Below are 24,418 nucleotides of genomic sequence, written 5' to 3' on the forward strand. Positions count from 1 at the left end.
TGCTCGCCGAGCAGATCGTCAAGATCGTCGAGGACTTCCCTGCGTACCTCGACTCCGTCATCAACTGGGTCAACGCCCGCTTCAACACCGATCTGGAGCGGGTGGAGGTCCAGGAGGACCTGCTCAACTCCGACTGGCTGCGCGACTACGTCCAGAACGGCGCCACCGGCGTCCTCGACGTGTCCGCCCAGGTCCTCGGCGGGCTCTTCCAGCTGCTGACGATCACCCTGTTCGCGTTCTACTTCGCCGCGGACGGCCCCCGACTGCGCCGCGCGCTCTGCTCCGTACTGCCGGCCGCCCGGCAGGCCGAGGTACTGCGCGCATGGGAGATCGCCGTCAACAAGACCGGCGGCTACATCTACTCACGCGGCCTGATGGCGCTCGCCTCCGGCCTGGCGCACTACGTGCTTCTGCAAGGGCTGGGTGTTCCCTACGCGCCCGTGCTCGCCGTCTGGGTGGGCCTGGTCTCGCAGTTCATCCCCACCGTCGGCACCTACCTCGCGGGCGCCCTGCCGATGCTGATCGCCTTCACCGTCGATCCCTTGTACGCGCTGTGGGTGCTGATCTTCGTCGTGATCTACCAGCAGTTCGAGAACTATGTGCTGCAGCCCAAGCTGACCGCCAGGACCGTCGACATCCACCCCGCGGTCGCCTTCGGCTCCGTCATCGCGGGCACCGCCCTCCTCGGCGCCGTCGGCGCGCTCATCGCCATCCCGGCGGTCGCCACACTCCAGGCGTTCCTCGGGGCCTACGTGAAGCGCTACGCCGTCACGGACGACCCCCGCGTCCACGGCCACCGCCCCAGACCCTCCCGCCCCGACCTCATCACGCGCGTCAGCCGGTTGAGGAGACAGAAGTCCAAAGACACAGAGGACTCCTCCCCACCGCACGACGCCAAGGACGAAGCACCTCCCAGCCCATCCGCTTCCGGCGGCCACGCGGTCGAGTCTCCGTAAGGTTGTGCAGGTCAGGCGGCCACTGGCGGGAGAGCGTGCGACGCGGTCCTTGACCTGTCCGCTGTGGTTTGCACTCACCCCAACGGATAGGCTTGCGATGCCACCACCATCCACCACACCCACAGTCAGGGCCGGTCAACGTTGCCAAGCACTTACGACGCGGGAAAGCTGCGCTTGATCAACTCATCGAGTGGGCCGATTCGAATGCAGCCAATGACAGCCGTAACGAGGCGACCACTCGGCTTCATCTAATCGACACCCTACTGATGGACATTCTTCACTGGCCAAAAGCAGGCATCAAGGCGGAAGTACAGGCTGGCACAGACCGGGAGGAAGAGCCCGACGCTTCTCCCATCGAAGGAAAGAAGGGGCTGAATAAAGGCCTGACTCAGGGCATGCTCGCGGCCGCTGCATCTCGACGCCCGATTGTACTTCTTGGAGATGTTGGAGTAGGTAAGACAACATTCATCCAGCGGCTCGTCCACGTGGAGGCTGAAGACCTTTTCGATAAGGCGCTCAGCCTCTATATCGATTTCGGGGCTTCCCCAACGCTTACACAGATCGATTCCCACGTGATCGAAGAGTCTATTCGCCAACTACGCGAAGATTACGATACCGATATCGAAGATGCCTCCTTTGTAGAGGCGGTACACCATGGCGCTCTAAACCGGTTCGAACGCGGCGTTGCGGGGCGCCTCAAAGAAATTGATCCTCTCGCCTACGAGAAAGAAAGGATCAACTTCCTGCGCCGCGCGGTTGAGGATCGCGCAGGCCATCCGAGAGCGAGCCTGGAGCATCTGCGTTCGAGCCGGCGCAGGCAACTTGTGATCTTCCTTGACAACATCGACCAGCGGAGCAGCGAAGACCAGGAGCAAGTCTTTCTCATCGCCAACGAAATTGCTCAGACATGGCTGGCCACAGTGTTTGTGACGCTCCGTCCTGAGACTTTTTATCGATCAAGTCGACGTGGCACGCTCTCCGGATATCAAGCGCGAGTATTCACGATCGCACCGCCGCGAGCCGACGTAATACCGCAGCGCCGAGTGGATTTCGCACTTGGGCAACTGCTTCAGCTCAGCGGCCGTTCGCAGGAGCCCTAGCAGCGAGTACCGGAATGGAGGCGATCTTCGCCGCGTTCAGGTGTTCCCACACCAGCCCGGCCGGCCGGTGAGGCGACTCACAGGAGATGACCTCGTCGGGGGTGATGATCAGGTCCATCCCGAAGTCGTGGTCGGTCGCCGGCAGGTCCTCATCCAGCACCTGGAGGGAGTGGACTGTGGACACGACCACCGTCTGTTCGCTGATCAGACCGGCTTCCATCAGGAACGCGAACTCAAGATCGGAATATCCGGCGCCCTTGCCGATGCGTACGCCGGCCCGGTTTACCGCCACACTGCCCACGACCACCATGTCGACCGGCCGGAGGTCGGCCACATCAACCCGCGGAGCCACCGTCGCCGCGATCTTGCTGGAGGCTGCCTCCTGCGGAGAGACGGGGAGCACCGCGGGATCGAGGAGATAGAAGGGGCGCGGATCGGCGAGCTTCGGTACCGCCATGAACACCGTCTTCCCCTCGGTAAGCGCGCGAGCTCGCACCGGCAGCTGCGCCTTGTCCGGCACGGCCTTGATGACACGCGCGTCGCGCCAGGACTTCAGGTCGCCGATCAGCTCCGCCGCGGCGTCGGACCCTTTGAAGTTCGGGATGCGGCCGTGCGCCGTCTCGTTCAGGACGGCCCTCTCCGCGTCAAGCAGATTCCAGACGCGCTCGCGTACTCGTTGCTTGGCTTCGTCCACATGTGTGCGCACGTCGGGCTCCTTCATGCCGTGGTCACGTCGCTTCCATCAACGCCATCAGCCGGTCCTGCGCGTCCTGCACCGCAGGTTCGCTGCGCCACGGGCGCATTTCTCGGGCGGCTCGGAAGACGATGTTCATCCCACCGCCTCCGCGCGTGCCGTGCAGTTCGCTCACAGCGTCGTTGAACGCGACGAGCGCGCCGTCGAGGTTCCCGCCCCGGAGCCGAGCCAGAGTGAGGTTACCGAGGACGATCGCGCGGGACTTGCGCCTGTCGTGCAGCTCTGCCGCGGTCTGGGCCAGGAGTTGTTCGGCCTTGCGGTAGTCGCCGAGCGAGAGGTAGCAGGAACCGGCCAGACGGCCGAAGTGCGTAGGCGAGAAGAGATCGTGGGCAGCGTCCGCACCGTGGGCGTGCCCCAAGTGCCTCTCGGCGCCCGCCAGGGCACGCTCACACTCGCAGTCTTCCCTCAGGTAGGCGTACGCCTCCGCGGCGTGCAGCATGGCGAGGCCCGTGAGCACGTGGCTGGTGAATCGGGCCGTACGGGCTGCCTGGAGCGCCAGGTCCAGACCCTCCCGGTAGTCACTGGCCCCGTAGAGGGACACGTAGCAGGTCCGTAAGAGGGCGTGCCCCTCAGCGTTCGGATCGCCCAGGTGACGCGCCACTTCGACGCTCTGCGCGTAGTACGAGCGGGCCGTCGCGTGGTCTCGCCGCTGGGAGGCGTCCCAGACGAGCTGCCCCATGAAGGTCGCCGCGTCCGCCTGGAGGATGCGCATCTCGCGCTGAACGCGCCCGGACGGAGCTTCTCCGGCGAGGAAGGAAACCTTGCTCGTGTGTTCGCCGACCCGTGCCAGCAGTGTTGCGGAGGGTACGCGGTCGTAGCACTCACCCAAGGAGTCCATGCTGCCCCGGAGTTCGGCAACCGTCGCCAGATCTACACGGGACGGGTACCGCAAGGCGTACTCCGTGCGCTCTGTGAAGGACTGCTCGTCGGCGGACGTGACCACGAGGAGTTCGCTCAACTCCTCCGCACCGACCTGGAGAGCTCCCGCCAGCCGCGGTCGGATCCACGGTTGGGGCGCCACCTTCCCGGACTCCCAGCGCGCGACGGTGGACCGCTCCACGCGTAGTGCCTCAGCGAGGCTTTCCTGCGTGTGACCCACCGCCCGGCGGCGGCGCACTAAGCCGTGCCAGCAGGCCACCCTGGCCACCCTGCTCGGCGTCTCCACGGCGAGGATCGGCAGGGCCGTCCGCGAAACCACCCCCGACCTCGACGCACTCGGCCACACCATCACCGCCGGAGCGATCAAGGTGACCTCCCACGACCAGCTCGCAGCCATCGCGGGACAGCGTCCGCCTACGCCCTGAACACCCCAGCGAAACCACAGAGTTATTGATCGCCAGCTCCCAGGCCCTTGCCGCCTGAGAGTCGGAGGTCCTGCGAGTGCTCGCCGAGGACCGTCCGTACCGCGCGGACAAGTTCGTCGGGCTCGCTGGTCTGTGGACGCCGGATGAGAGTGCTACTCCTGGCTCGGGACATTGAAGTTGATCCCGGAGAAGTCGCGTCCCTGTACGACCGGGCCCCTCTGACTGCCGCCACTGATGACGTTGGTGGTGTCCCCGTCTCCGGTGCGAAGCAGCTGCGCCTGCTGCTGCCACTGCGTCAAGTCCGCTCGGAACGAGGGGTCTTGCTCTGCGCGACGGCTCAGAGCCTCGCTGAGTGCCCGTGCTCGCTCCGCATCATGGGGAGTCTCGGACAAGGAGGCCAGTTCGGCTTCGCCGGTCACCAGCACCGGCGATCCGGCAGCTTCATCTGCCGGATTCCCGCGCACCAACCGGCGCAGGGAATCCCAGAGTTGCCGACCCATCTCACCGCCCGCCCCACTCGCCGCCGCCACGAGAACGCTCGCCGAGATCGGATCCACGCCTGTACCCCCTGTCGCTCAGCGGAGTCGAACGGATCGGAACGCCATCGTCTCAGAAGCGCCTGCTCAGCGGAGCGACCGTGGTCGGCCATATCGGGGCCGGTGTCCGGTACCGAGCCACGGGTGGGCAGCGGGACCGGACACCCGGCCTTTCAGATGCTTGAGTAGGACGAGACCAAGCCGCTGAGGGTCCCATATGCAATGCACGTGAAAATAACTGCAGCGGCCAGGCATTCCGTGAAGCGCTTGCGCATTTCGTTCTTTCGGTTGGCGGTGGACAAGTTCCGGTGCGTGGGCAGACGGAGTTCCAGCCTGGACTGACGACCTCAGCACCCCCACGCGGCAGAACCATACAGCGCACCCGGTCAGGCGTATGCATCAACGGCAGAAACGTTGAACTCAGTGCCGCCCCCGCCTCAATTGAACTGGGCGGTAGCTTCTCCTCGCAGTGCGGCGAGCAGCCTCGCGGCACGGGCCTCTTCCGCGGCGGCCCCTATCCGTTTGCTCACGGCCAGACCCTCCTCCCCATAGGCCACGGCTTGAGCCGTGCGCCCCGCATCCCGCTCAGCGAGGGCCAGGTCGTACAACACGTCGGCCTCTTCACCCGCTGCATGAATGGCACGTGCCACCTCAAGCGCGGCGACATGCTGCCGAAGGGCCTCCTCCGTGCGGCCGACCGCACGGTACGCCCTGCCTGTTCTCGTGAGCGCGATGGCTTCCGCCCGCCGGTCTCCGACGTCCCGCAGCACGGGCAGCACCATGGCGTACAAAGCGAGGGCTTCATCGGTTCTGCCGAGCGCATCCAGGACGGACGCCACATTCATTTGGAGCGTGGCCTTGTCTCTGGGATTCCCCATCCGCTCCGCCACGAGCATCGCTTTCCGGTAAGTGGCTTCAGCAGCCTTCAGATGCCCCATCTTCTTGTGGACTTCCGCCGTGTTGTTCAATGCACTGTACCTTCCCCGCTCGTCCCCTATTTCCGTGAAACCGGCAAGGGCCGAGGAGAAACACGCCAATGCTTCGCCGCTCTCCGCCAAGTGAAGGTGGATTATACCGAGTAAGTTTCTGCAGCGAGCGATTCGACGCAGATCATTGGTTTGCAAGAGAAAATCGAGAGAATCCCTCTGAAGTGATCGGGCCAGCACGTACTGACCCGTCTGCCACAGGGAAATCGAGAGCTGGTGAATGCACTCGCTCTCCAGTTCCCGGTCCCGCAGAGACCGCGCGACGTCGAGTGCCTCGCGCGCCGCCGAGATCGCCTCGTCGTAGCGGGAGCCGTGGGCGTACACCGCGCAGAGGTCGAGCAGCGCTCGCGCCGTCGCCCCGCTGTCACCTGCGGCTCTCCAGTGAGAGGCAGCACGCCGCAGCAACGGCTCGGCTGCGGCAAGGTGGCCCTCCATGTCCAGGAATCCCGCCAACACATGGACGGCGACGGCAAGTTGATGCTCCGTTCCATGGTTTACAAACCAGTCCATGGCGTCCAGAAGATTGGCCGACTCGGTGATCAGCCACTGTTCCGCCGACTGCGCGTCAACGATTTCCGGACACGACGAGAGGGCCAGGTCGCCGAGATCGGGATCCGTGCGCGAGCGGAAGGGATAGGCCAGCCGGTCCGCCCGGTCCGCAGCATGAACGTAATAGTGCGCCAGGTTTTGTGCGGCCCGTCGAACATCACCCTCGGAATCTCCGTCCCCGGCCTCGACCAGCGATCGCGCGTAGTCGCGAAGAAGATCATGCATGGTGAAACGGTGCGGAACAGGCTCGGACACCAGGTAATGGATCAGAAGTTCCTCAAGTACACGTTCGACCGTTCCCTCGGAGAATCCTGTGAGCGCAGCGATCGCGCCAGGCCCGAACTCCACTCCCCGGTGCAAGCCTATGCGGCGGAAGACCAACTGCTGCTCGGCATTCAGCGCGTGGTACGAGACCGCGAAGACACGGGTCAACGCCCTTTCCAGGTCGTGCAGTTGGGCAAGGCGGCCGCCACTGCCGCGCAGTTGGCGCAAGAGGTCGGACGAAGTCCACGACGTACGGGCGAGCAACCGGCTCGCGGCGATCTCGATGGCCAGCGGGAGGTGCCCGCACATCCGGACGATCTCCGCCACGTCCGACGAATCTGTCTCACGCCCCCTCCCCAGCCGCTGCGAGAAGAGCGCGGTCGCGTCCTTCGGCGGCAGCACATCGAGGGAGACCGGCCGGACCCCGGGCAGTCCGGGCAGCCGCCGGCGGCTGGTCACGACGACTGCGGTCGGGGAGGCGCCCGGGAGCAGCGGACCGATCTGCGCGGAGGACGTCGCGTCGTCCAGGATCACCAGCATGCGACGGTCACGCGCTGCCGAGCGCCACAGTGCGACCAACTCGTCGAGTTCGTACGGCAGTTGCTTGGTGGCCATGCCGAGCAGCCGCAGCAGTTCGGTGAGTGCCCGGGCCGGGGTTGGTGGAGTCCGGTCGGTGGAGCACCCGCCCAGAGGAAGGAAGAGGATCCCGTCCGGGAAGCGGTCGCGCAGCCGATGCGCCAGATGGACGGCCAGCGCAGTCTTCCCGACACCCCCCATTCCGTGGATCGCCTCGACGGTGACGACGTCCGAGGCTCCCTGCCCCTCACAGAGCGCCGCGGTGAGTCGCCGCAGTTCCTCGCGCCGTCCGGCCCACGGAACATCCCGCGGTAGATTGTCCGGAACCTGACGCGTCGGCCTTACCGGCGCCTTCTTCTCGGCTGCGGCGCGGGGGAGCAGGTCCGCCGCTGGGGTCCCCGCCAGGATTCCCTGGTGCACCCGGTGCAGCCCGCGGCCGGCGTCGAGACCGATGTCACGGACGACGCGCTGCCGCGTCCGCTGGAGCAGTCTGGTCGCCTCGGCCGTCCGGTTGCTGCCGTAGAGGGCCACGGCCAGTCGTTCGGCCAGGGCCTCGTCGACAGGGTGGGTCTCGGCCAAGGGCAGGAGCACGGGGACGGCGTCGGTGAACCTGCCTCCGTCGAGGAGGATCTCGGCTCTGGTCATCGCGGCCACGAGACCGGTCTCGCCGACGGCGGCGCGCAGATGCTCCGCCCAGGATCCGGTGATCCCGGCCAGCGGTTCACCGTGCCAGAGACGGGCCGCCTGATCCAGCAGGCGCAGGGCGGCTTCCTCGTCCCCGCTGTCCCTGAGGGAACGGGCTCGCTCGACGCAGCTCGTGTAACAGCGCAGGTCAACCCGGTCCGGGTCGACTTCCAGGGAGTACGAGTTGGTGCGGCTGACGACCGCGGGTGCCTCGCCCCCGGCGATCCGCAGGGAACTTCGGATCCGCGAGATGTGGGTGTGGAGCGCTTCCCTGGCCTTGCCGGGCGGATGCTCGTCCCAGATGCGGTGGATCAGAGTGTCCACGCTCACCGTACGGCCCGCGTCCCAGGCGAGTGCGGCGAGCGTGACCCTCGTCTTCGTCGATCCGAGATCACTACGGCGGCCCGCGGCCCGAATCTCCACTGATCCCGAAAGCCTGATCTCGAACTCCACCAGCGTCCTCCCGCCGGTAGGGCCTGTGATTGCCGAGCATTCGAGAATGTCATGAACCTGGCGTCGACGACCACAAGAGGAAACTATGAGTTCAAAATTGACCGATAAATAGCAGTATTGGTTCGCCCCTTGTTCGGAGCGGGGAGTGACTCCCGGAGACCCGAAAGGAGTTGCGTACGTGCGTTCCTTCTCCGCGGACGGACTGGAGGCGTTGTTGTCGGCCATGGCCGCCTGCGACGCGGACCGGGACTCCCCCGCATGGCGCGATCTGGCCGGGGTGGTGGATGCCGCGGCCCGCGCGGAGCCCTCAGTGGCCCGGCTCTGGCCCCCGCACGCCGCGGGGGGAGAACCGGCCGAGACAGCCCTCAGGCGCCAACTGGCCCAGGAACTCGTCGCGTTGGCGTCACGCGACGCGGCGACACGGCAGGCTCTGACCGAGTGGCTGCACCACCACCCCGGCCCCGCCCACACGCCCCCCGCGGCGACCGCCAATGTCATCAGCGGCAGTTCCGTGCTCCACGGCCCCAGCGTGCAGGCCCGGGACATCCACGGTGGCATCCACTTCCACCAGCCCTCCCCAACCCCCCGCCCCGGCCTTCCCGTGCCCCGTCAACTGCCGCCGGTGACCGCACGTTTCATCGACCGGGAGGCCGACCGACGAGCCCTGAACGCACTGCATGCCCGGCGTCCGGCGCACGCACCGCAGATCCTGGTGGTCAGCGGGCTCGCGGGCGTCGGGAAGACCGCCTTCGCCACCCACTGGCTGTACGAGCACGCCGACGGCTTTCCCGACGGCCAGCTCTACGCCGACCTCGGCGGACAGACCGCCGACCGGGACAGCGGGCCCGTCTCCCCGGCCACCGTCCTCGAAGCCTTTCTGGTCGCACTCGGCACGTCCTCGGTGCCGGCCGGGATCGCGCAGCGGAGTGCGCTGTGGCGTTCGATGACCTCGGGGCTGCGGCTGGCCGTCCTCCTGGACAGCGCGTTCACGGCTGCTCAGGTGCGTCCGCTCCTGCTCGGCACGCCGACCGGCCTCACCGTGGTGACCAGCAGAAACAGCCTGACCGGACTGCGCATCGACGGCGCGTCCGTGCACCGCCTGGAGGGGCTCACCGCCGAGTCGGCCGTCGAGCTCCTCGCCATCGGCGGTGGGACGCGCGTGGCGCGGGAGCCGGCCGCCGCGCGTGAGGTGGTCAGACTCTGCGGCCGCCTGCCCCTGGCACTGGCCCTGGCCTCCGCCCAGCTCGCCCTGCGTCCCCACCGTTCCGTGTCCGCGCTGGCCGAGAGCCTGTCCCGGGGTCAGGGCGCCGTCGACACACTGCGCCTGGACGGGGAGGCCGTGATGCGCACGGCGCTCGACATGTCGTACGAGGTCCTGCCCGACGAAAGCCGTGCGCTGTACCGGCGGATGGGACTGCTGCCCGCGGACCGTCACGACCTCACGTTGCTCACGGCTCTCGCGGGCGATGACGAGAGCTCACATGACACCGGGCACGCAGTCGACATCACCGACATTGCCGACATCACCGACACCGCCGTCAGCGCGCTCGTAGAGGCGAATCTCCTGGAGGAGACGGGGCCGGGCACCTATCGGTGCCATGACCTCGTCCAGCCGCACGCCCGTCGGCTCGGCGAGGAGCTGGAGGGCCCCGACGGGCGTGAACGCGTGCTGCGCCGCTTCGTCGACTGGTGTCTGTCCACCGCGGCTTCGGCGGAGAACATCCTCACCCCCGGCCACCGGCTGCGGGGGCAGGAACTCCCTGCCGGAACGGTGCCCGCCACCCCGCTCGACGGTCCGGAGGAGGCGCTCGCCTGGCTGGACACCCACCGCAACGGCCTGATGGGCGCGGTACGGTACGCGTACCAGGTCGGATGGCACGTCTCCTGCTGGCGTCTGGCGGACCTCATGTGGCCGCTCTTCCTCCGGTTACGTCCGTCCGAGATGTGGATCGAGGCACACCGCCTCGGTCTCGAAGCGGCACGCCGGAGCGGTTCGAGGCAGGGGGAGGGCCGCATGCTCACCTCCGGCGCGATCGGCCTGCGCGACGCCGGCCGGTATCCGGAGGCGGCCGACTGGTACCGGCAGGCGCTGGAGCTGGCGACAGCCGACGACGACGTACGCCAACAGGCGCAGGCCGTCAGCGGACTGGGACACATCAGTCTCCTGGCCCACCGGCTCGGCGAGGCACGCGACCACTTCGAGCGGGCCCTGCGGCTGAGGGAGTCGATCGGCTACCGGCGCGGAGCCGCCCTCTCCCGGCGGCGCCTCGGCGAAACCGCTCTGGCCGGCGGCGACCTGGCCACGGCCGCCGAGCAGTTGCGCCGGGCCGGAACCGAACTGGACGCGCTGGGAGAGACGTACGAGGCGACCCGCGTCCTGGCCCTGCTCGGCCATGTCCTGGACCGTCAAGGGGACCGCGACGGAGGCGTCCGGCGACTGCGGGAGGCGCTCGCACGCTTCCGGGCGGGCGACGCCCGGTCCGAGCACTGGGAGGCACGCTGCCTGGAATGGCTCGGCCAGGCCGCCGAATCGCGTGGCGATCATGCGGAATCGATACGGCACTACGAGGCCGCGCGGGATCTCTTCCGCCGCCTGAGCCCTGACGACGCACAACGCCTGGACGGGAGGCTGCGGCAGCCGTGATCGCTGCCGCAGCCGGCCGTCCCGCCGGTCAGCGGCGCCGCATCCGGGCGACGGAACGCAGCGCGCGGGGCGATCCCCCACACACCACCCAGGCGTGTACGACCGAGGCGACCACGTGCGGTGGCACCGGGGCATCGGACGGGCCCCGCTCCGGTCGTACGATCGCCACGGCCTCCGTCCGGCCCCGCACCCCGACGACACACATCGTGGCTGTGTCGGCTACGGCGGCGGCAACGCAGCCCGGGTGGTCCCCCAGCAACTCGCGCACCCGCCGACGAGCCGGCTCGGGCGGCAGCGGCGCGCAGCTCACCAGCACATCAGCGTGCGGCATGAGCGTGGTCCGTTCCGGGCTGTCCGCATCCACCCACAGGTGCACACCGCACGGGAACGGACCGGGCACGTGAGGGCAGGGAGACGGAGACACGCACTCCCCCGCGGACCTGGGCAGTGGGTCGGACCGGACGAGAGCCGGACCGTGCGCCGTGTCCGAACGCCAGACGACGAGGGACGAGTCCTCGTCCGAGCCGTCGCCACGCGGTGCTCCGCCGGTCCGTGGCGGACAGAAGCACACCGTGGCCCACGCGGCATCCGGCCCCCGGGCCGCGAGCCGGTCGTTCACCGTGCCGCCCAGCTGCCCGCGGAGAGCTCCCACCTCGTCAGTGACGGCGGAAGCGGGGGCGGCGTGACGAACGGCGGGCGGGCGGGTTCTCCCAGTCCGAGCAGGCGGTAGACGACCGAACGCATCCGCCGGTGGAACTGACCGGGCGCCGACGAGAGGGAGGCGGCGACATGGTCGTACTGTCCCGGGCGGTGCAGCTCCGCCGCGTACTCAAGCTGCTCCACGAGCGGGTACAGCGGCGAGACCACGGGGGCGGCGGCGGAGAGCAGAGCCGCCGGCGAGCAGGCCGACACCTCACGCCGGGATCCGGCCGTCAGCAGCATCGTCGCGTCCGTGAGCGTGCCGTACGCGCTCAGCGATCCGTGGTCGCCGATGATCCAGTCGGCCGCGATCAGCATCGCCTGCCAGTCGGCCTCCGGGGGGACGACCGCGATGCCCCGGCCCTGGCAGCAGGACAGCCAGGCGTGCACCTGTCGGATGCCGTGACCCGCGAACACGTTGGGGTGGAGCAGCATCGCGACCCGGTAGCCGTCGCCGGGCAGCTGACTCAGCAGTTGCGGCAGCAGGGCGTCGAGCCGCCCGAACGTCGAGGCCGGGCCCCAGGTGGACGTGACGACCACGAGCCGCTGTCCGTCCTCGATCCCCAGCGCACGGCGATAGGACTCGCGCCCGGGCCGGCCGGCCGTGATCCGGTCGACGCACGGGTCGCCCGTCACATGAGCCACCGCAAGCGCCTCCGGGCAGGACCGGGCGAGCTCCTCCAGAGCCCGTTCATGGGCGTACACGATCGCCGCGGGAACCAGCCGCCCCTCGTGCAGCAGGTGCTGGCGGCTCAGCATCCCGGGCCACCGCTGCTCTCCCGGCGCCAGGGCGGTGACGTCGGTGAGCAGTTTGATCTGCCCTGCCCCGTGCGAGATGCGTACGACCGGGGTCCGCAGTTCGTGCACTCCTCGCAGGCCCGCCGCGAGCGCGAGGTCGAACTCGGCCCGCAGGGCCTCCTCCCAGGGCACCGTGGCGATGCCCAGACTCCGCAGGAATTCGGTGACTCCGCTGCCGAAGGCATGCGGTGCGACCGTGAAGACCAGTTGGATGCGCAGGTCGGTCTCCAGCAGTTCGAAGACCTCGCGCAGCCGTTGGGCGAAGGTCACGGTGTGCGCGACCACCAGGACCCTCTTGCAGTCCCGCACCGTCAGCCAGTGCCCCTGCTCGATCAGTGCCGCTTTCGTCGTTCGGACGGACATGCGATCCCCCATCGCTCGTCGCTGCGTACCACAGACGGCGGGGGGATTCCCGGTGCGCACGCCGCTTTCCTTGCACGGCTCTTGCAACACCCTTGCCGAGCCGAGACGGTGCCGGCGCATCAGGAGAGGCGAGAGCCGGGTGTGTGCTCGGTCTCAGCGACACGCCGCGACCCGCCGGACAGCTCGGCACGTCGCTGAGACCCAGACACCAGCTGGCGAGCACCGGGCTCAGCACCGGCTGGCTTCGGCGACGGCATGCCGTGCTTCGTTCCGTGGCTCGGTACGGCCGCCCGCCCAACCGGGCCCGGTGACCGCGGCGGCCAGGCTGTTGACACGGTCGGTTAGTGTGCAATGGCCACGTGGCGAGGGGGGCTGAGCAGGCGGAGGAGAGGGCAGTGTCGGACGAGGGGCGGCTCGTCGCCGGGCGGTACCGGCTCGTCGAGCGCATCGGCCGCGGCGGCATGGGCACGGTGTGGCGGGCCGAGGACGAGGTGCTCGCCCGTCAGGTCGCGCTCAAGCAGCTCCACACGCAGCCGCAGCTGTCCGGCGCCGAGGTCGCCACGCTGTACGAGCGCACCCGCCGCGAGGCGCGCAGCGCCGCCCGGGTCGTCCACCCCAACGTGATCGTCGTGCACGACGTCGTCGAGGACGACGGGCGGCCGTGCATCGTCATGGAGTACGTCCCCGCCCCGACCCTCGGCGACATCCTCAAGGGCGGCCGGACCCTGCCGCCCGAGGAGGCGGCGCGTATCGGCCTCGGCATGATCGCCGCCGTACGGGCCGCACACACAGCCGGTGTCCTGCACCGCGACATCAAGCCCGGCAACGTCCTGCTCGGCGCCGAGGGCCGGGTCGTCCTGACCGACTTCGGCATCGCGCAGACCGCCGGCACGTCGACGCTCACGCAGACCGGGGAGATGGTCGGCTCCATCGACTTCATGGCCCCGGAGCGGATCCGCGGCCAGAAGCCCGGCCCGTCCTCCGACCTGTGGTCACTGGGCGCGACGCTGTACCAGGCGGTGGAGGGACGCCCGCCGTACCGCCGCGACACCGCCATGGAGACCGCGTACGCCATCGCCGTCGAGCCCTTCGAGCCGATGCGGCAGGCGGGTCCGCTGGAACCGCTCATCGAGATCCTGCTGTCCCGCGACCCCGAGGACCGGCCCACGGCGGAGCAGACGGAACGAGCCCTGCGGGCCACGTGGTCCGGCGGCCCGACGACCACGGTGCCGCGGACCGCCGTCGCCGCCCAGGAAGCGCCGGCCGACGACCCGGCCCCGTCACGGACGTCCCCGACGCCCGTGACGCCCGCGACCCCGCCGCCGGACGAAGGCGTCCGGGGCCGCAAGCGGGGCCCGCGCGTCCTCGTGCCGGTGGTGACCGTCCTGGCCGTGGCCGCCGTGGGAGGCATCGTCTACGCCACGTCGCACGACGACGGCACCCCGGCGGCCACCCGGCGGGCCGGCACGTCGGCCACACCCTCGCCCCTCCTTGACGGCTATCGCCGCGTCCACGACAAGCAACTCGGCGTCTCCTTCCCCGTGCCGGACGACTGGAAGGCGAAGAAGACGGCGGACGGCGGGGTCACGTACGCCGACCCGACCGGCCTGGCCGGCATCACCATCGGCATGGTGGACCCGGCCGGCTCGCACCCCGTGGACCACTTCAAGGACATCGAGACGAACACCAAGGCCAACTACCCGACGTACCGCAGGCTGCGCATGCAGAAGACGACGTTCAGGGACCAGCCGGCCGCGGTGTGGGAATTCACCTTCCAGGGCCGCGCCCGCGTCTTCCGTGCCATCGACCTCGGCTACGGCTCCGCGGGCGGCCGGGAGTACGACATCTACCTCTCGGCCCCGGACGCCCGATGGGAGACCTACCGCCCCGTCTTCGACGCCGTACGGGACGGGTTCACCGGCTAGGACCTGTGTCGACGCGCTGTCGTTGCGCGGGCAAGAGTTCGGGCCGGAGATCACTACATCGTCAGAATTTCAGTAACTGTGATTCTTAGGCCGATACATAAATAATCGCCGCTGGCCAATATTCCCCCGAATGCCCGATGCCTTGCGCCATCGGACGCTCGTTGGTTGGACGTGACTTGGGAGGAAAGGCATGCAGAAGAGGCTCACCCGCACTGCTCAGACCTGTTCGAGGACTTCCTTGAAGCGATCAGCAGCATCAAAAGTGAATATCTGCGGGCTACGCTGGACGAGCTTGACACCGCCACCGCGGTCCCCGCTCCAGCCCGAGGCTCACACTCTGGATGAAACGTCCTGAGCCGGAGGAAGGAGTGATCAATGGACAGGATGCAGGACGAGAACCTGCTCTATGCGGTGACGACCCAGAAGCCTGAGGACACTCAGCCGCTTGAGGCCCAGCACCTGTGGCAGCTCTCCGACCCCGGGATCCCGTCGGACGGCTGGGACCTGGACCAAGAACTGGCGCAGATGCTCAGTACGACGCACAGCGTGGATCCTGTCCCTCCCCCGCTGGACAGCCACAGGCGCCCACGCCGGCCGGTGAATCGACGGCGGCCCCGTCCCGGGGTTCAGCTCTTCACCGTAAATCCGCGGGTGTTCACCGTTGCGATCCTGGTGGCCATAATCACCATGTGCGCAATGACGATGTTGTACTGGTCGATCTCCTACTCATACGACCAACTGCGCACCATTGCACTGCTGGTGGTGTCCGAGAATCTGGCCCAATGGTGGCCGCTCACCGTGTACGGGCCCTGGCTGGTGGCCGGTTTATCGATCTTGCGGGCTTCCGTCCAGCACCGCACCGCCCGGCGGTCCTGGGCGGTGATGCTGATCTCCTCCGGCACGGCGGTCGCCCTGTGCATCGGCCAGTCCCCGCATTCTCTGCTCGCGATGGTCATCGTCGGTATCCCGCCGATCACCGCCCTGGTCTGTTTCCGTGAACTCGTCGGCCAGTTCTCGTCCCGGGGACCCAAGCACGCCGCCGACACCATGAAGGGACCCAAGCAGACAAGGCCGTAGCCGGACCGGCGGCGGGCCCTGGCGCCCGTCCGCCGTCCGCCCGCCCGCCGCCCGCCGTCCGCCCGTCCGCCGCCCGCCGCCCGCCGCGCGTCGGGATCGTCCGGTCGTCCGGCTTGTCGCTGACGCCCTGGAGGGCGTACCTCCGCGCCCCCTGACGCGCCGTCCGTGATGATCACGTCGACCAGCCGGCACGGCTTGCGGAAGGTGTACGCCACCGAGGCGCCCGTCGCGGGCGCACCCCAGGAGCGGTTCCCAGCCCGCCCGTGGCGTCCTTCGCCGGGCACCCCCGCGCCGATGCCCTCGCCTCGGTGCCCGTCTGCGTCACGGGCCCGGCGCCGGCCAGCTCGTCCCGCGCCTCGGCCATCGGCCACCCCATGAGCTTGAAGTCCGCTTCGCCGGGCGTGAGTTGCCGCGGGCCCGGGGCGCCCGGGAGCCCGGCGAGACACCGGAGCATGCTCCAGCACCCACCGAGCGGCTCTCCACGGGCTTCCGCTTACGCCGACGGGTGCCGTATCGCCTCTTTCTCGCCACCGTCAGATTCCCTCGTGCCACCGCACCATGTCCGAATTGCCACCAAAAGCGCAGCCGAATCGTTTCGGTGGGCCAGGATTCCGTTTCCGTGGTGATGCGATTACGCCACCGTGAGGAGCGTGGCGTAGTGTGGCTGTCCTATTAACTGTCTGATAGTGACCCTGAGTTGACGGTTACTTCGCGCTGCGCGCCGTGTGTCCGAGCTGGTTGATCGAGAGGACTCCGATGCCCGAATCCCCGCCCTATGCAGTGCGCTCGGAGCCCGACCGGGCGGGCGCCACGGGCTCGGCACGGAACAGACATGCCAAGCCGCCGAGTCAAGACACGCCGACAGATCCGGCCACTCTGTCCCGAACGGTGCGTCTCGCCGTCCTTCCCGCGGCCCTCATGGCAGTCCTCTCCGCCGCGCTGATCGTCTTCGTCCTGCTCACCCAGGACGGCACCGCCGACGGGACCACCTGGGCCGGGCTGGCCGTCGGCGCCGTGCTCGGCTGCGGAGTGCTGGCCGGGGCGGTGCGGTCGGGGCGGGCCGCGGCCCGGCACGTGTCCAGGCAGTACGAGCCGCTGCGCCGCGCCGTCACCGAAGGCCAGGCCGCACTGCAGGGCACGCTGCAGCGGATGGAGCGGGGCGAGCCGCTGGGACAGGTTCCGTTCGCGCAGCACGGCCCGCCGCCCAAGGACCCGGTCGACCGGCTCGCGTACGAGATCCGGGTCGGCACCTGGCAGGCCTGCACGACCCTGACCCAGTCGGCGCAGCTCCCCCGCGGCAACGCGCCGGACAGCGAGGAGCGGGTCGAGGTCTTCGTCAACCTCGCCCGGCGGCTGCAGTCCCTCGTGCACCGCGCGATCAACATGCTCGACCAGCTGGAGAACGAGGTCGAGGACCCGGAACTGCTCAAGGGCCTCTTCCACGTCGACCACCTGGCCACCCGCATCCGCCGCCACGCGGAGAACGTCGCCGTGCTCGGCGGCTCCGTCTCCCGCCGCCAGTGGACCCGCCCGGTGACCCTGACCGAGGTGCTGCGTTCCTCGATCGCCGAGGTCGAGCACTACTCCCGGGTCAAACTGGTGCCGCCGATCGAGGGCACGGTACGCGGCCACGCCGTCGCCGACGTCATCCACCTGCTGGCCGAACTCGTCGAGAACGCCACGATGTTCTCCGAACCGCACGCCCAGGTCCTGCTGCGTGCCCAGCGGGTGACCGCGGGGCTCGCCATCGAGGTCGAGGACCGCGGCCTGGGGATGCCGCTGCAGGAGCAGGCGCGGATCAACACCCTGCTCGCCGAGCCGGACCACATCGACCTCAGCAAGCTGCTCGCCGACGGCCGGATCGGCCTGTACGTGGTCTCCGCGCTGGCCCGCCGCCACGGCATCGCGGTCCGGCTGCAGAGCAACATCTACGGCGGTATCCAGGCGATCCTGATCATCCCGCCCGGACTGCTCGGCGACGAGGAGGGCGACGCCCCCGCACAGCCGGCCTCCGAGATGCAGCGACCGCCCCAGGGAGTCCAGGGAGCCCAAGGACCCCAGGAAGCCGCCCCGGCGCACCAGGCCATCGCCGCCGCTCACCACCGGGGCGGGCAGGCACCCGCGGCCGGGCGCCCCGTCCCCCCGGCACAGCAGCCGGTCGCCGACGCGCGGCAGCAGCACACCGGGCAGACCTCCGCCGCCCGTCCCGTGATGCCCCCGCCGGGCCTGCGGCAGCCACTGCCACCGGCCCAGGCACAGGCCCAGCCCCAGGCACAGGCCCCCGCACCCGCACCCGCCGCACCCGGCTCCAGCCCCATGCCGCGGCAGCATGCGCGAGGGACGGCCACGCCACCGCCGTACGCCCAGTCGCCGCACCCGGCACTGGGTACGGGAGCACCGCAGGCGTACGACCGCGGCCCCTCCCTCGGCTCGGACACCCGGGACGGACGGCCGCCGCTGCCGCAGCGCCACGCGCAGGAGCACCTGGTGCCGGAGCTCCGCAACGGCCCCACCCCCCGCCGGGCCGACGACCAGGAGGTGGAGCACGATCCGGGGCTGATGGCCATGTTCCGGCGCGGAGTCAACCTGGCCGACAACGAACCCGACGAGCCGCGCGCCGACGGCTCCCGATGACCACAGGCTCCGTTTTCGCACAAGGAGAAAAACCCCACCGTGAGCGACATGTACGCCGGCCAGCAGAAGAACCTGGACTGGCTTCTGGCGGGACTCGTCCAGAGGGTCCCCTACACCCGCAGCGCCCTGCTGCTGTCCTCCGACGGACTGGCGAAGGCCTTTGACGGGTTCGAGACACCTACCGAGGCGGAACATCTGGCGGCCCTGGCGTCCGGTCTCCACTCCCTCGCGCGCAGCGCCGGTGTGCAGTTCGCCCAGGGAGCGGACGTAAGGCAGGTGGTGGTGGAGCTGGACACCGCCCTGCTGTTCGTCTGCGCGGCCGGCTCGGGCGCCTGTCTGGCGGTGCTGGCCGACCGGGACGCCGACGCGGCCGTACTCGGGTACGAGATGGCGATGCTGGTCAAGAGCGTGCGCCCGTATCTCGCCACCCCGGCCCGGCAGCAGGTGCCCGGCGGCTCGCCGGACGCGGGGCGTTGAGGATGCCGGACGTCGAGGACGGGTCGTGGCTCGATGACGAGGCGGGCCGATTAGTACGGCCGTACACCGTCAGCAACGGGCGCACCCGTCCCTCGGCCCACTTCGACCTGCTCACCCTCGTCATCGCCACCGGCGTCCGGCCGCAGACCTACCTCGGCCCCGACTACGACCAGGTGCTCGCCCTGTGCGACGCGCCCGTGTCGGTCGCCGAGGTGGCCGCACATCTGCGGCTGCCGGCCGCCATCACCAAAGTCCTGCTGTCCGACCTCGTGACGCACCAGGCGCTCGCCATGCGGTCGCCACGTCCCGTCGAGGCAGCCTCCCCGACCGACCGAAACCTCCTGGAGGCGGTGCTGCATGGCCTTCGAAAGCGGATCTGATCCCTTTCCCACCGCCCTGAAGATCCTCGTCGCGGGAGGCTTCGGGGTCGGCAAGACCACCTTCGTCGGCGCGGTCAGCGAGATCGAACCGCTCAGCACGGAGGAACTGCTCACCCAGGTCAGCGCCCGTACGGACAGCCTGGTGGGCATCGAGGACAAGACGACCACCACCGTGGCGATGGACTTCGGCCGGCTGGCCCTGGACAAGGACCATGTGCTGTATCTGTTCGGTACGCCCGGGCAGGAGCGGTTCTGGTTCATGTGGGACGAGCTGTCCAACGGGGCACTGGGCGCGGTGGTCCTCGCGGACACCCGAAGACTGGACCACTGCTTCGCCGCCGTCGACTTCTTCGAGCGGCGCGGCATCGGCTTCATCGTGGCCGTCAACGAGTTCGACAACGGCTATCGCTACGAGTCCGAGGAGGTCCGCGCCGCCCTCGCCCTCAAGCCCGACATCCCCGTCGTGATGTGTGACGCACGGCAGTGCAACTCGGCAACCCGCGTACTGATCGCACTCGTTCAGCATCTGCTCGCCTCGACTCCCGGCACACCGCCCGCGGATCTCAACCCGCTGCGCTGAGACACCCTCAGCGCGGCCGAATGGAGCCTGCATGTCAGCCCCGGTTCCCTACACCCCGCCGACCCAGTTCGACCCGACCAGCCATCTGCTGCTGACCCCCGAGGACCGGGACGCGCCGGCCCGGGTGGCCCGGCTGCGCGAACTCGGCATCGGGGACGCCCCCATCCCGGAGTTCGACGAGTTCGCGCGCAATCTGGCGCAGGTCACCGGCGCACCGTTCTCGATGGTCAACTTCATCGACGAGAACCGCCAGTACTTCGCCGGTCTCTACGCCGCCGGCCGGCCCGGCGTGCAGCTGGAGGCGGCACAGCAGGAGCAGCAGGTCGGCCGCACCATGACGCGGGACCAGGGGTACTGCCCGCATGTCGTCGTCCGCAAGAAGGCGCTCGTCCTTGAGGACGTCTGCGACTACCCGCGCTTCGCCGGCAACCGCGTCGTCGACGAGATAGGCATCCGCTCGTACATGGGCGCCCCGCTGATCGACTGGAAGACCGGGATGGCGCTGGGCACGATCTGCGTGGTGGACACGGACACCCACCCTTGGGGCCGGGAGGGGCTTGCCACCATCAAGTCGATGGCGCAGGAGCTGGTTGAGCGGATCCATGTGATGGAGGAGCGGGGCGGCATCTGAACGAGGAGGCGTGCCGCGGGAGGGCCGGTTCGCTCCGCCGGCCGGGGTACGGATACGGGAGCCGCGGGCACGACGCTGTGTCCGTGGCTCCCTGTGATTCTGTGCCTCAGGCGGTTCAGCCCGCGGCCGGCTCCAGCCGGCCTTCCCTGGAGTGCGGCCCGACCGTCCGGACCAGGTCGGCCAGCCGCTCGGACCACTGGCCCTTGGACGTGCCGAGGGCGACCTCGCCGAGCCTCAGCAGCTGGATGTCGGAGGTGCCGGCCGGGGCGTAGATGTGATGGGCGTCGCGCAGGTAGCGCTCCACCGGGCGGTCGGTGAACAGACCGCTGGCGGCGTGGATCTCCATCGCCGCGGTGGCCGACTCGACGGCGGACTCGTGGTTGAGGAACTTCGCGTTCATCAGCTCCGCGTCGCACGGCAGCCCCCGGTCGAGCAGGTGCACGGCGTGATACGCCGCCAACCGGGCGGTCATCAGCCGGGACTTGATCCGGCCCAGCTTGAGCTTGATGCTGTTGAGCGCGCCGAGCGGTGCACCGTACCGCTCCCGCTCGATGCACAGGGCGGTGGTCTCCTCCAGGACGGCCTGGTGGATGCCGAGTGATACGGCGGTGAGGTTGGGGCGGCCGTAGAGGATGCTCGACGAGTAGGCGACGGCCAGGCCCTGGCCCTCGGCGCCGAGCCGGTTGGCCGCCGGTACCCGGAGGTTGTTGAAGATCATCTTGCCGAAGCTGAAGCCGTGCAGGCCCATCGCCGGCTGGTGCTCGGCGAGCGAGAAGCCGGGGCGGTCCGCCTCGACGAGGAAGGCCGACAGGCCCCTCGCCCCCTCGCCGGTGCGTACGACGACCCCGTGCAGGTCGCCGACATGGCTGTTGCCGACGAACACCTTGTGCCCGTTGAGGATGTAGTCGTCGCCGTCACGGACGGCGGTGCTGCTCATCCCCAGGACATGGCCGCCCGACTCCAGTTCGGTGACCGCGATCGTCGGCAGGCATTCGCCCGCGGCGATACGCGGCAGCCAGGTGCGCTTCTGCAGTGCGTCGCCGAAGTGAATGATCTTGGCGACCCCCAGCTGGGAGGCCTGCACCATGGCCCCCATGGCTCCGCTGACGCGGGCGAGTTCCTCGATGATGATGGTCTTGGCCAGGTGCCCGGCACCCATACCGCCGTACAGCTTGTCGATGGTGACGCCGATCCAGCCCTGCCGGGCGATGAGCCAGGACAGTTCGTGTGCCACCGTTCGCGAAGTCTCCATCTCCGCTATCCGGGGCCGCACTTCTCGCTCGGCAAACTCGCGCACCGTTCGTCGCAGGTCCTCATGCCACCCGCTGGTGAAATAGCGTTCCACAACCCCTCCTGCACGCTGCCTCCGGAGCCGTGTGGATCCGGAGGTAGTTCGTCGGGCAGTGGTTCCTCGCCCCAGGGCCGACCGCCCAAAAGAGTGTCTACTTGTCGATCCATCCCAGCCAAGATCATCATGAAGGGTTGACCGAAAAACGGTACCTTGCGTTCCGTCCCAACTGTGCGATATGGCCTTGAACTTGATCCTGTTCGATCAGATCACGGAGAGAAACCGTTCGCAGTTGAACAATGTTCACCCGATGCGCACACTCGTCCACCGATCAGGCATTTGCCGGACGGGCAGTCCGCGGGGCAGATGGACAATCAGTCACGTTCCGTATGGCCGATATGAGGCCCACATGTTGGATCGATACTGCGTTCGACAGCCGCAGATCGGCCACATCCACACGAGTGGCGATACGACAGACCAGTAACGGGCGTCACATGTGCCACACCGGTTACGGGGACATGGATATGTTGACATAGCTGCCTCATGCACCCGTTCCCTCCGTCCGTTCCGTCCCTCCAACAGCCCCACATGGAACTCGGGAGAGTGGGGAGGCGTTGCCAGGAGGAAGCCCGGGAATGGTGCGGGCGAACGGACGACGTGGGCTCAAGCCGAGGTGGCACGCATGGCGATGTGGGATCGGATCAAGGACCAGGCCAAGGGGCTGCAGCAGCAGTCGCAGGGCTCGCGGGGCTCCGGCAGCCACGGAACCCCGGGTGCGAGGTCCGGCGGGGGGTCGAGGGCGCAGCTGGTGAACACGCTCAAGTCCCAGCTCACGTCTTTGAAGACGGAGCTGAAGAGCGGCGCGTACCGCGACGCGAGTATGGCCATGTGCGCCCTGGTCGCCGCCGCCGACGGGACCGTCGACCCGGCCGAGCGGCAGCACGTGGAGTCACTGATCGTCAGTAACGACGTCCTGCAGAACTTCCCGCCCGACCAGCTGCGGACCCGGTTCAACAAGCATGTCGACCAGCTCGCGGTCAACTTCCAGCACGCCAAGGCGGAGGCCCTGCAGGAGATCGCCAAGGCCGCGAAGAAGCCGACCGAGGCCAGGGCCGTCGTACAGACCGGCTTCGTCGTGGCCGGCGCGGACGGGTACATCGCACCGGCCGAGGAGCAGGTCCTGCGCGAGGCATGCACGGCACTCAACCTCTCCCCCCAGGAGTTCGGCCTCTGACCGCCCGCGCGCACACCGGAGCCGGGCAGCAACAGCCGTGACGGCAGGAACGGCCGTAACGGCAGGAACGGCCGTAACGGCAGGAACGGCCGTAACGGCAGGAACGGCTCCGGTGTGCGGCTCTCTAGGCCCAGCAGCCGTTGACCGTGGCGGCCAGACCGTCGAGGGCGTCCCTGGTCGCGCTCGGGGGCGCGGGTGAGCCGTTCTCCACGAAGGAGAAGATCCTCCACCGCCCGCCCCGGGTTTTCGTCATGCCGCTCAGGGCGATGGCGCCGGTCAGCGTGCCGGTCTTGGCCCTGACCTTCCCGACGGCGCACTTCGAGGCCGCGGTGTCGAACCGGCCCCACTCCGGCCCGAGGGTCGAGCCCGCCTGCCCGGCGACCGGCAGTCCGTCCGCGACGTGCTTCAGCGTCCGGGCGTGGCGGGGGTCGACGGTCAGGTCGAGGATCTCGGCGAGTGTCCGCGCGGGGATCCGGGTGGCCCGGGACAGCCCGCTGCCGTCGTACATCCTGAAGTTGGCCAGCGACACACCGTACGTCCGGCTGAGCACAGTCCGTACGGCCGCCGTCCCGCCCTCGAACGTGGCCGGGCGTCCGGCGCCGAGCGCGGTCATCCGCAGCAGCGCTTCGGCGATGTCGTTGTCGCTCACCTTGAGCATGCGCTTGACGATCCTGGACAGCTTGGCCGACCGGTGCAGCCCGACGGTGACGTCCCGGGCCCCGGCCCCGCCCCGGGTGACGCCACCGGTGACGGTGACGCCCCGCTCGGCGAGGAGCCGCGCGAAGACCTGCCCGGCGTCCAGCGAGGTGTCCGTGACGGCGCGACCGGCCACCGCCAGGGCCCGCACCGGCGTGACCTCGCCGGGGTAGTAGCCGCGCTTCCAGCCCGTGGCGAGGGTGGGCCTGGGGAAGAGACGGCCGTCGACGCGGACCCTCACCGAGGTGACTCCCGCCCTCCTCAGTCCCGCGACCGCGTCCTCGGCCAGCGCGTCGAGGTCCCCGGTGGTCAGGGTGCGGTCGCCGCCGCCGACGAGGGTGAGCGTGCCACCGCCGTGGACGGCCCTGGTGGTGAACCGGTGACCGGGGCCGAGCACGGTCAGCGCCGCGACGGCGGTCACGAGTTTGACGTTGGACGCGGGCATCAGCGCGGTCGCCGCGTGGTGGCCCCAGATCGTCCTGTCGGACTTCGCGTCGATGACGACCCCGCCGACCCGGCCGCCCAGCCGTCGGTCCCGGACCCGGATGCCGAGGTTGTCCGCCATCCTCCGCTCGGCGCGGTCGAGTTCGGCGGCGGGGCGTGGCCCGGCGGCCGTGTGGACGGCAGCCGTGTCGACGGCGACGGCGGCCGGAGCGGTGAGCATCGTCGCGGCGAGGGGGACGGTCGCCGCGATCGCGAGCGCGCGGCGGAGGGATGGGCTCATCGGTCTGGGCTTGCGGGGACTACTGGGTTTGCGCGGACCACTGGGTTTGCACGGACTGCTGGGTTTGCACGGACTGCTGGGCATGTGGGGACTACTGGGCATGTGG

The 24,418-nt window shown here is 69.1% G+C and carries 19 protein-coding genes; 11 read left to right on the forward strand and 8 right to left on the reverse strand.

The window, feature by feature from the left end; translation table 11 throughout:
• Together GFH49_RS24985 and GFH49_RS24990 are read left to right on the forward strand one after the other, a co-directional pair.
• Nucleotides 1-956: AI-2E family transporter (locus tag GFH49_RS24985; protein ID WP_155058327.1), on the forward strand; the 956-nt coding region annotated here is incomplete at its 5' end.
• A 266-nt stretch (nucleotides 957-1,222) separates the two neighbouring features.
• Nucleotides 1,223-2,056 carry a hypothetical protein gene (locus GFH49_RS24990; RefSeq protein ID WP_155058328.1) on the forward strand — a complete coding sequence of 278 codons (834 nt, stop codon included), beginning with the start codon at nucleotides 1,223-1,225 and terminating at the stop codon, nucleotides 2,054-2,056.
• Here GFH49_RS24990 and GFH49_RS24995 read toward each other — a convergent pair.
• From GFH49_RS24995 to GFH49_RS25010, 4 genes are all read right to left on the reverse strand, one after another.
• Complete coding sequence (locus GFH49_RS24995) at nucleotides 2,031-2,762, reverse strand: 5-formyltetrahydrofolate cyclo-ligase (protein WP_230396470.1); 732 nt, start codon at nucleotides 2,760-2,762, stop codon at nucleotides 2,031-2,033. The two genes, GFH49_RS24990 and GFH49_RS24995, sit on opposite strands and share 26 nt — an antisense overlap.
• 22 nt (nucleotides 2,763-2,784) lie before the next feature.
• Entirely contained in the window at nucleotides 2,785-3,975 is a 1,191-nt protein-coding gene (locus GFH49_RS25000; protein ID WP_408055952.1) for a helix-turn-helix transcriptional regulator, read from the reverse strand.
• A 291-nt stretch (nucleotides 3,976-4,266) separates the two neighbouring features.
• Nucleotides 4,267-4,671, reverse strand: coding sequence for a hypothetical protein (locus GFH49_RS25005; protein WP_155058330.1), 405 nt, complete (start codon nucleotides 4,669-4,671; stop codon nucleotides 4,267-4,269).
• Nucleotides 4,672-5,087: 416 nt separating this feature from the next.
• Entirely contained in the window at nucleotides 5,088-8,387 is a 3,300-nt protein-coding gene (locus GFH49_RS25010; protein WP_230396472.1) for an AfsR/SARP family transcriptional regulator, read from the reverse strand.
• Between GFH49_RS25010 and GFH49_RS25015 the strand changes: the two genes are divergently transcribed.
• Nucleotides 8,341-10,806: a tetratricopeptide repeat protein gene (locus GFH49_RS25015; RefSeq protein ID WP_155058331.1), complete on the forward strand. Its 2,466-nt coding sequence runs from the start codon at nucleotides 8,341-8,343 to the stop codon at nucleotides 10,804-10,806. The two genes, GFH49_RS25010 and GFH49_RS25015, sit on opposite strands and share 47 nt — an antisense overlap.
• A 28-nt stretch (nucleotides 10,807-10,834) precedes the next feature.
• On the opposite strand, the gene GFH49_RS25020 is transcribed toward GFH49_RS25015, so the two are convergent.
• Nucleotides 10,835-11,137, reverse strand: a complete 303-nt coding sequence (locus GFH49_RS25020; protein ID WP_155058332.1) for a hypothetical protein — start codon at nucleotides 11,135-11,137, stop codon at nucleotides 10,835-10,837.
• Between the two features lie 284 nt (nucleotides 11,138-11,421).
• Complete coding sequence (locus GFH49_RS25025; RefSeq protein WP_230396473.1) at nucleotides 11,422-12,666, reverse strand: hypothetical protein; 1,245 nt, start codon at nucleotides 12,664-12,666, stop codon at nucleotides 11,422-11,424.
• 395 nt (nucleotides 12,667-13,061) lie between these two features.
• On the opposite strand from GFH49_RS25025, the gene GFH49_RS25030 reads away from it, so the two are divergent.
• From GFH49_RS25030 to GFH49_RS25060, 7 genes are all read left to right on the forward strand, one after another.
• A complete protein-coding gene (locus GFH49_RS25030) occupies nucleotides 13,062-14,591 on the forward strand; it encodes a serine/threonine-protein kinase (protein ID WP_155058333.1) in 1,530 nt (509 codons plus the stop codon).
• 375 nt (nucleotides 14,592-14,966) lie between these two features.
• Nucleotides 14,967-15,668, forward strand: coding sequence for a DUF2637 domain-containing protein (locus tag GFH49_RS25035; RefSeq protein ID WP_230396474.1), 702 nt, complete (start codon nucleotides 14,967-14,969; stop codon nucleotides 15,666-15,668).
• A 918-nt stretch (nucleotides 15,669-16,586) separates the two neighbouring features.
• The gene (locus GFH49_RS25040) at nucleotides 16,587-18,302 is read left to right on the forward strand and encodes a sensor histidine kinase (RefSeq protein WP_230396475.1); all 1,716 of its coding nucleotides are present in this window, start codon (nucleotides 16,587-16,589) and stop codon (nucleotides 18,300-18,302) included.
• 48 nt (nucleotides 18,303-18,350) lie between these two features.
• Nucleotides 18,351-18,779 (forward strand): roadblock/LC7 domain-containing protein, encoded by a 429-nt coding sequence (locus tag GFH49_RS25045; protein ID WP_155058354.1) that lies wholly within the window; start codon nucleotides 18,351-18,353, stop codon nucleotides 18,777-18,779.
• Nucleotides 18,780-18,781: 2 nt separating this feature from the next.
• Nucleotides 18,782-19,159, forward strand: a complete 378-nt coding sequence (locus tag GFH49_RS25050; protein WP_155058335.1) for a DUF742 domain-containing protein — start codon at nucleotides 18,782-18,784, stop codon at nucleotides 19,157-19,159.
• Nucleotides 19,137-19,739 carry a GTP-binding protein gene (locus tag GFH49_RS25055; RefSeq protein ID WP_155058336.1) on the forward strand — a complete coding sequence of 201 codons (603 nt, stop codon included), beginning with the start codon at nucleotides 19,137-19,139 and terminating at the stop codon, nucleotides 19,737-19,739. Before GFH49_RS25050 ends, GFH49_RS25055 begins: the two co-directional genes overlap by 23 nt.
• A 31-nt stretch (nucleotides 19,740-19,770) precedes the next feature.
• Nucleotides 19,771-20,370 (forward strand): GAF domain-containing protein, encoded by a 600-nt coding sequence (locus GFH49_RS25060; protein ID WP_155058337.1) that lies wholly within the window; start codon nucleotides 19,771-19,773, stop codon nucleotides 20,368-20,370.
• Nucleotides 20,371-20,485: 115 nt separating this feature from the next.
• Here the strand turns inward: GFH49_RS25060 and GFH49_RS25065 are convergent, their stop codons facing one another.
• Nucleotides 20,486-21,715, reverse strand: coding sequence for an acyl-CoA dehydrogenase family protein (locus GFH49_RS25065; protein WP_155058338.1), 1,230 nt, complete (start codon nucleotides 21,713-21,715; stop codon nucleotides 20,486-20,488).
• A 625-nt stretch (nucleotides 21,716-22,340) separates the two neighbouring features.
• Here GFH49_RS25065 and GFH49_RS25070 point away from each other — a divergent pair.
• Complete coding sequence (locus GFH49_RS25070; protein ID WP_155058339.1) at nucleotides 22,341-22,892, forward strand: tellurite resistance TerB family protein; 552 nt, start codon at nucleotides 22,341-22,343, stop codon at nucleotides 22,890-22,892.
• 124 nt (nucleotides 22,893-23,016) lie between these two features.
• On the opposite strand, the gene dacB is transcribed toward GFH49_RS25070, so the two are convergent.
• Nucleotides 23,017-24,396, reverse strand: coding sequence for a D-alanyl-D-alanine carboxypeptidase/D-alanyl-D-alanine endopeptidase (gene dacB, locus GFH49_RS25075; protein WP_155058340.1), 1,380 nt, complete (start codon nucleotides 24,394-24,396; stop codon nucleotides 23,017-23,019).
• Nucleotides 24,397-24,418 lie beyond the last annotated feature (22 nt).

This window comes from Streptomyces blattellae (assembly GCF_009709555.1).
Lineage (GTDB): Bacteria > Actinomycetota > Actinomycetes > Streptomycetales > Streptomycetaceae > Streptomyces > Streptomyces blattellae.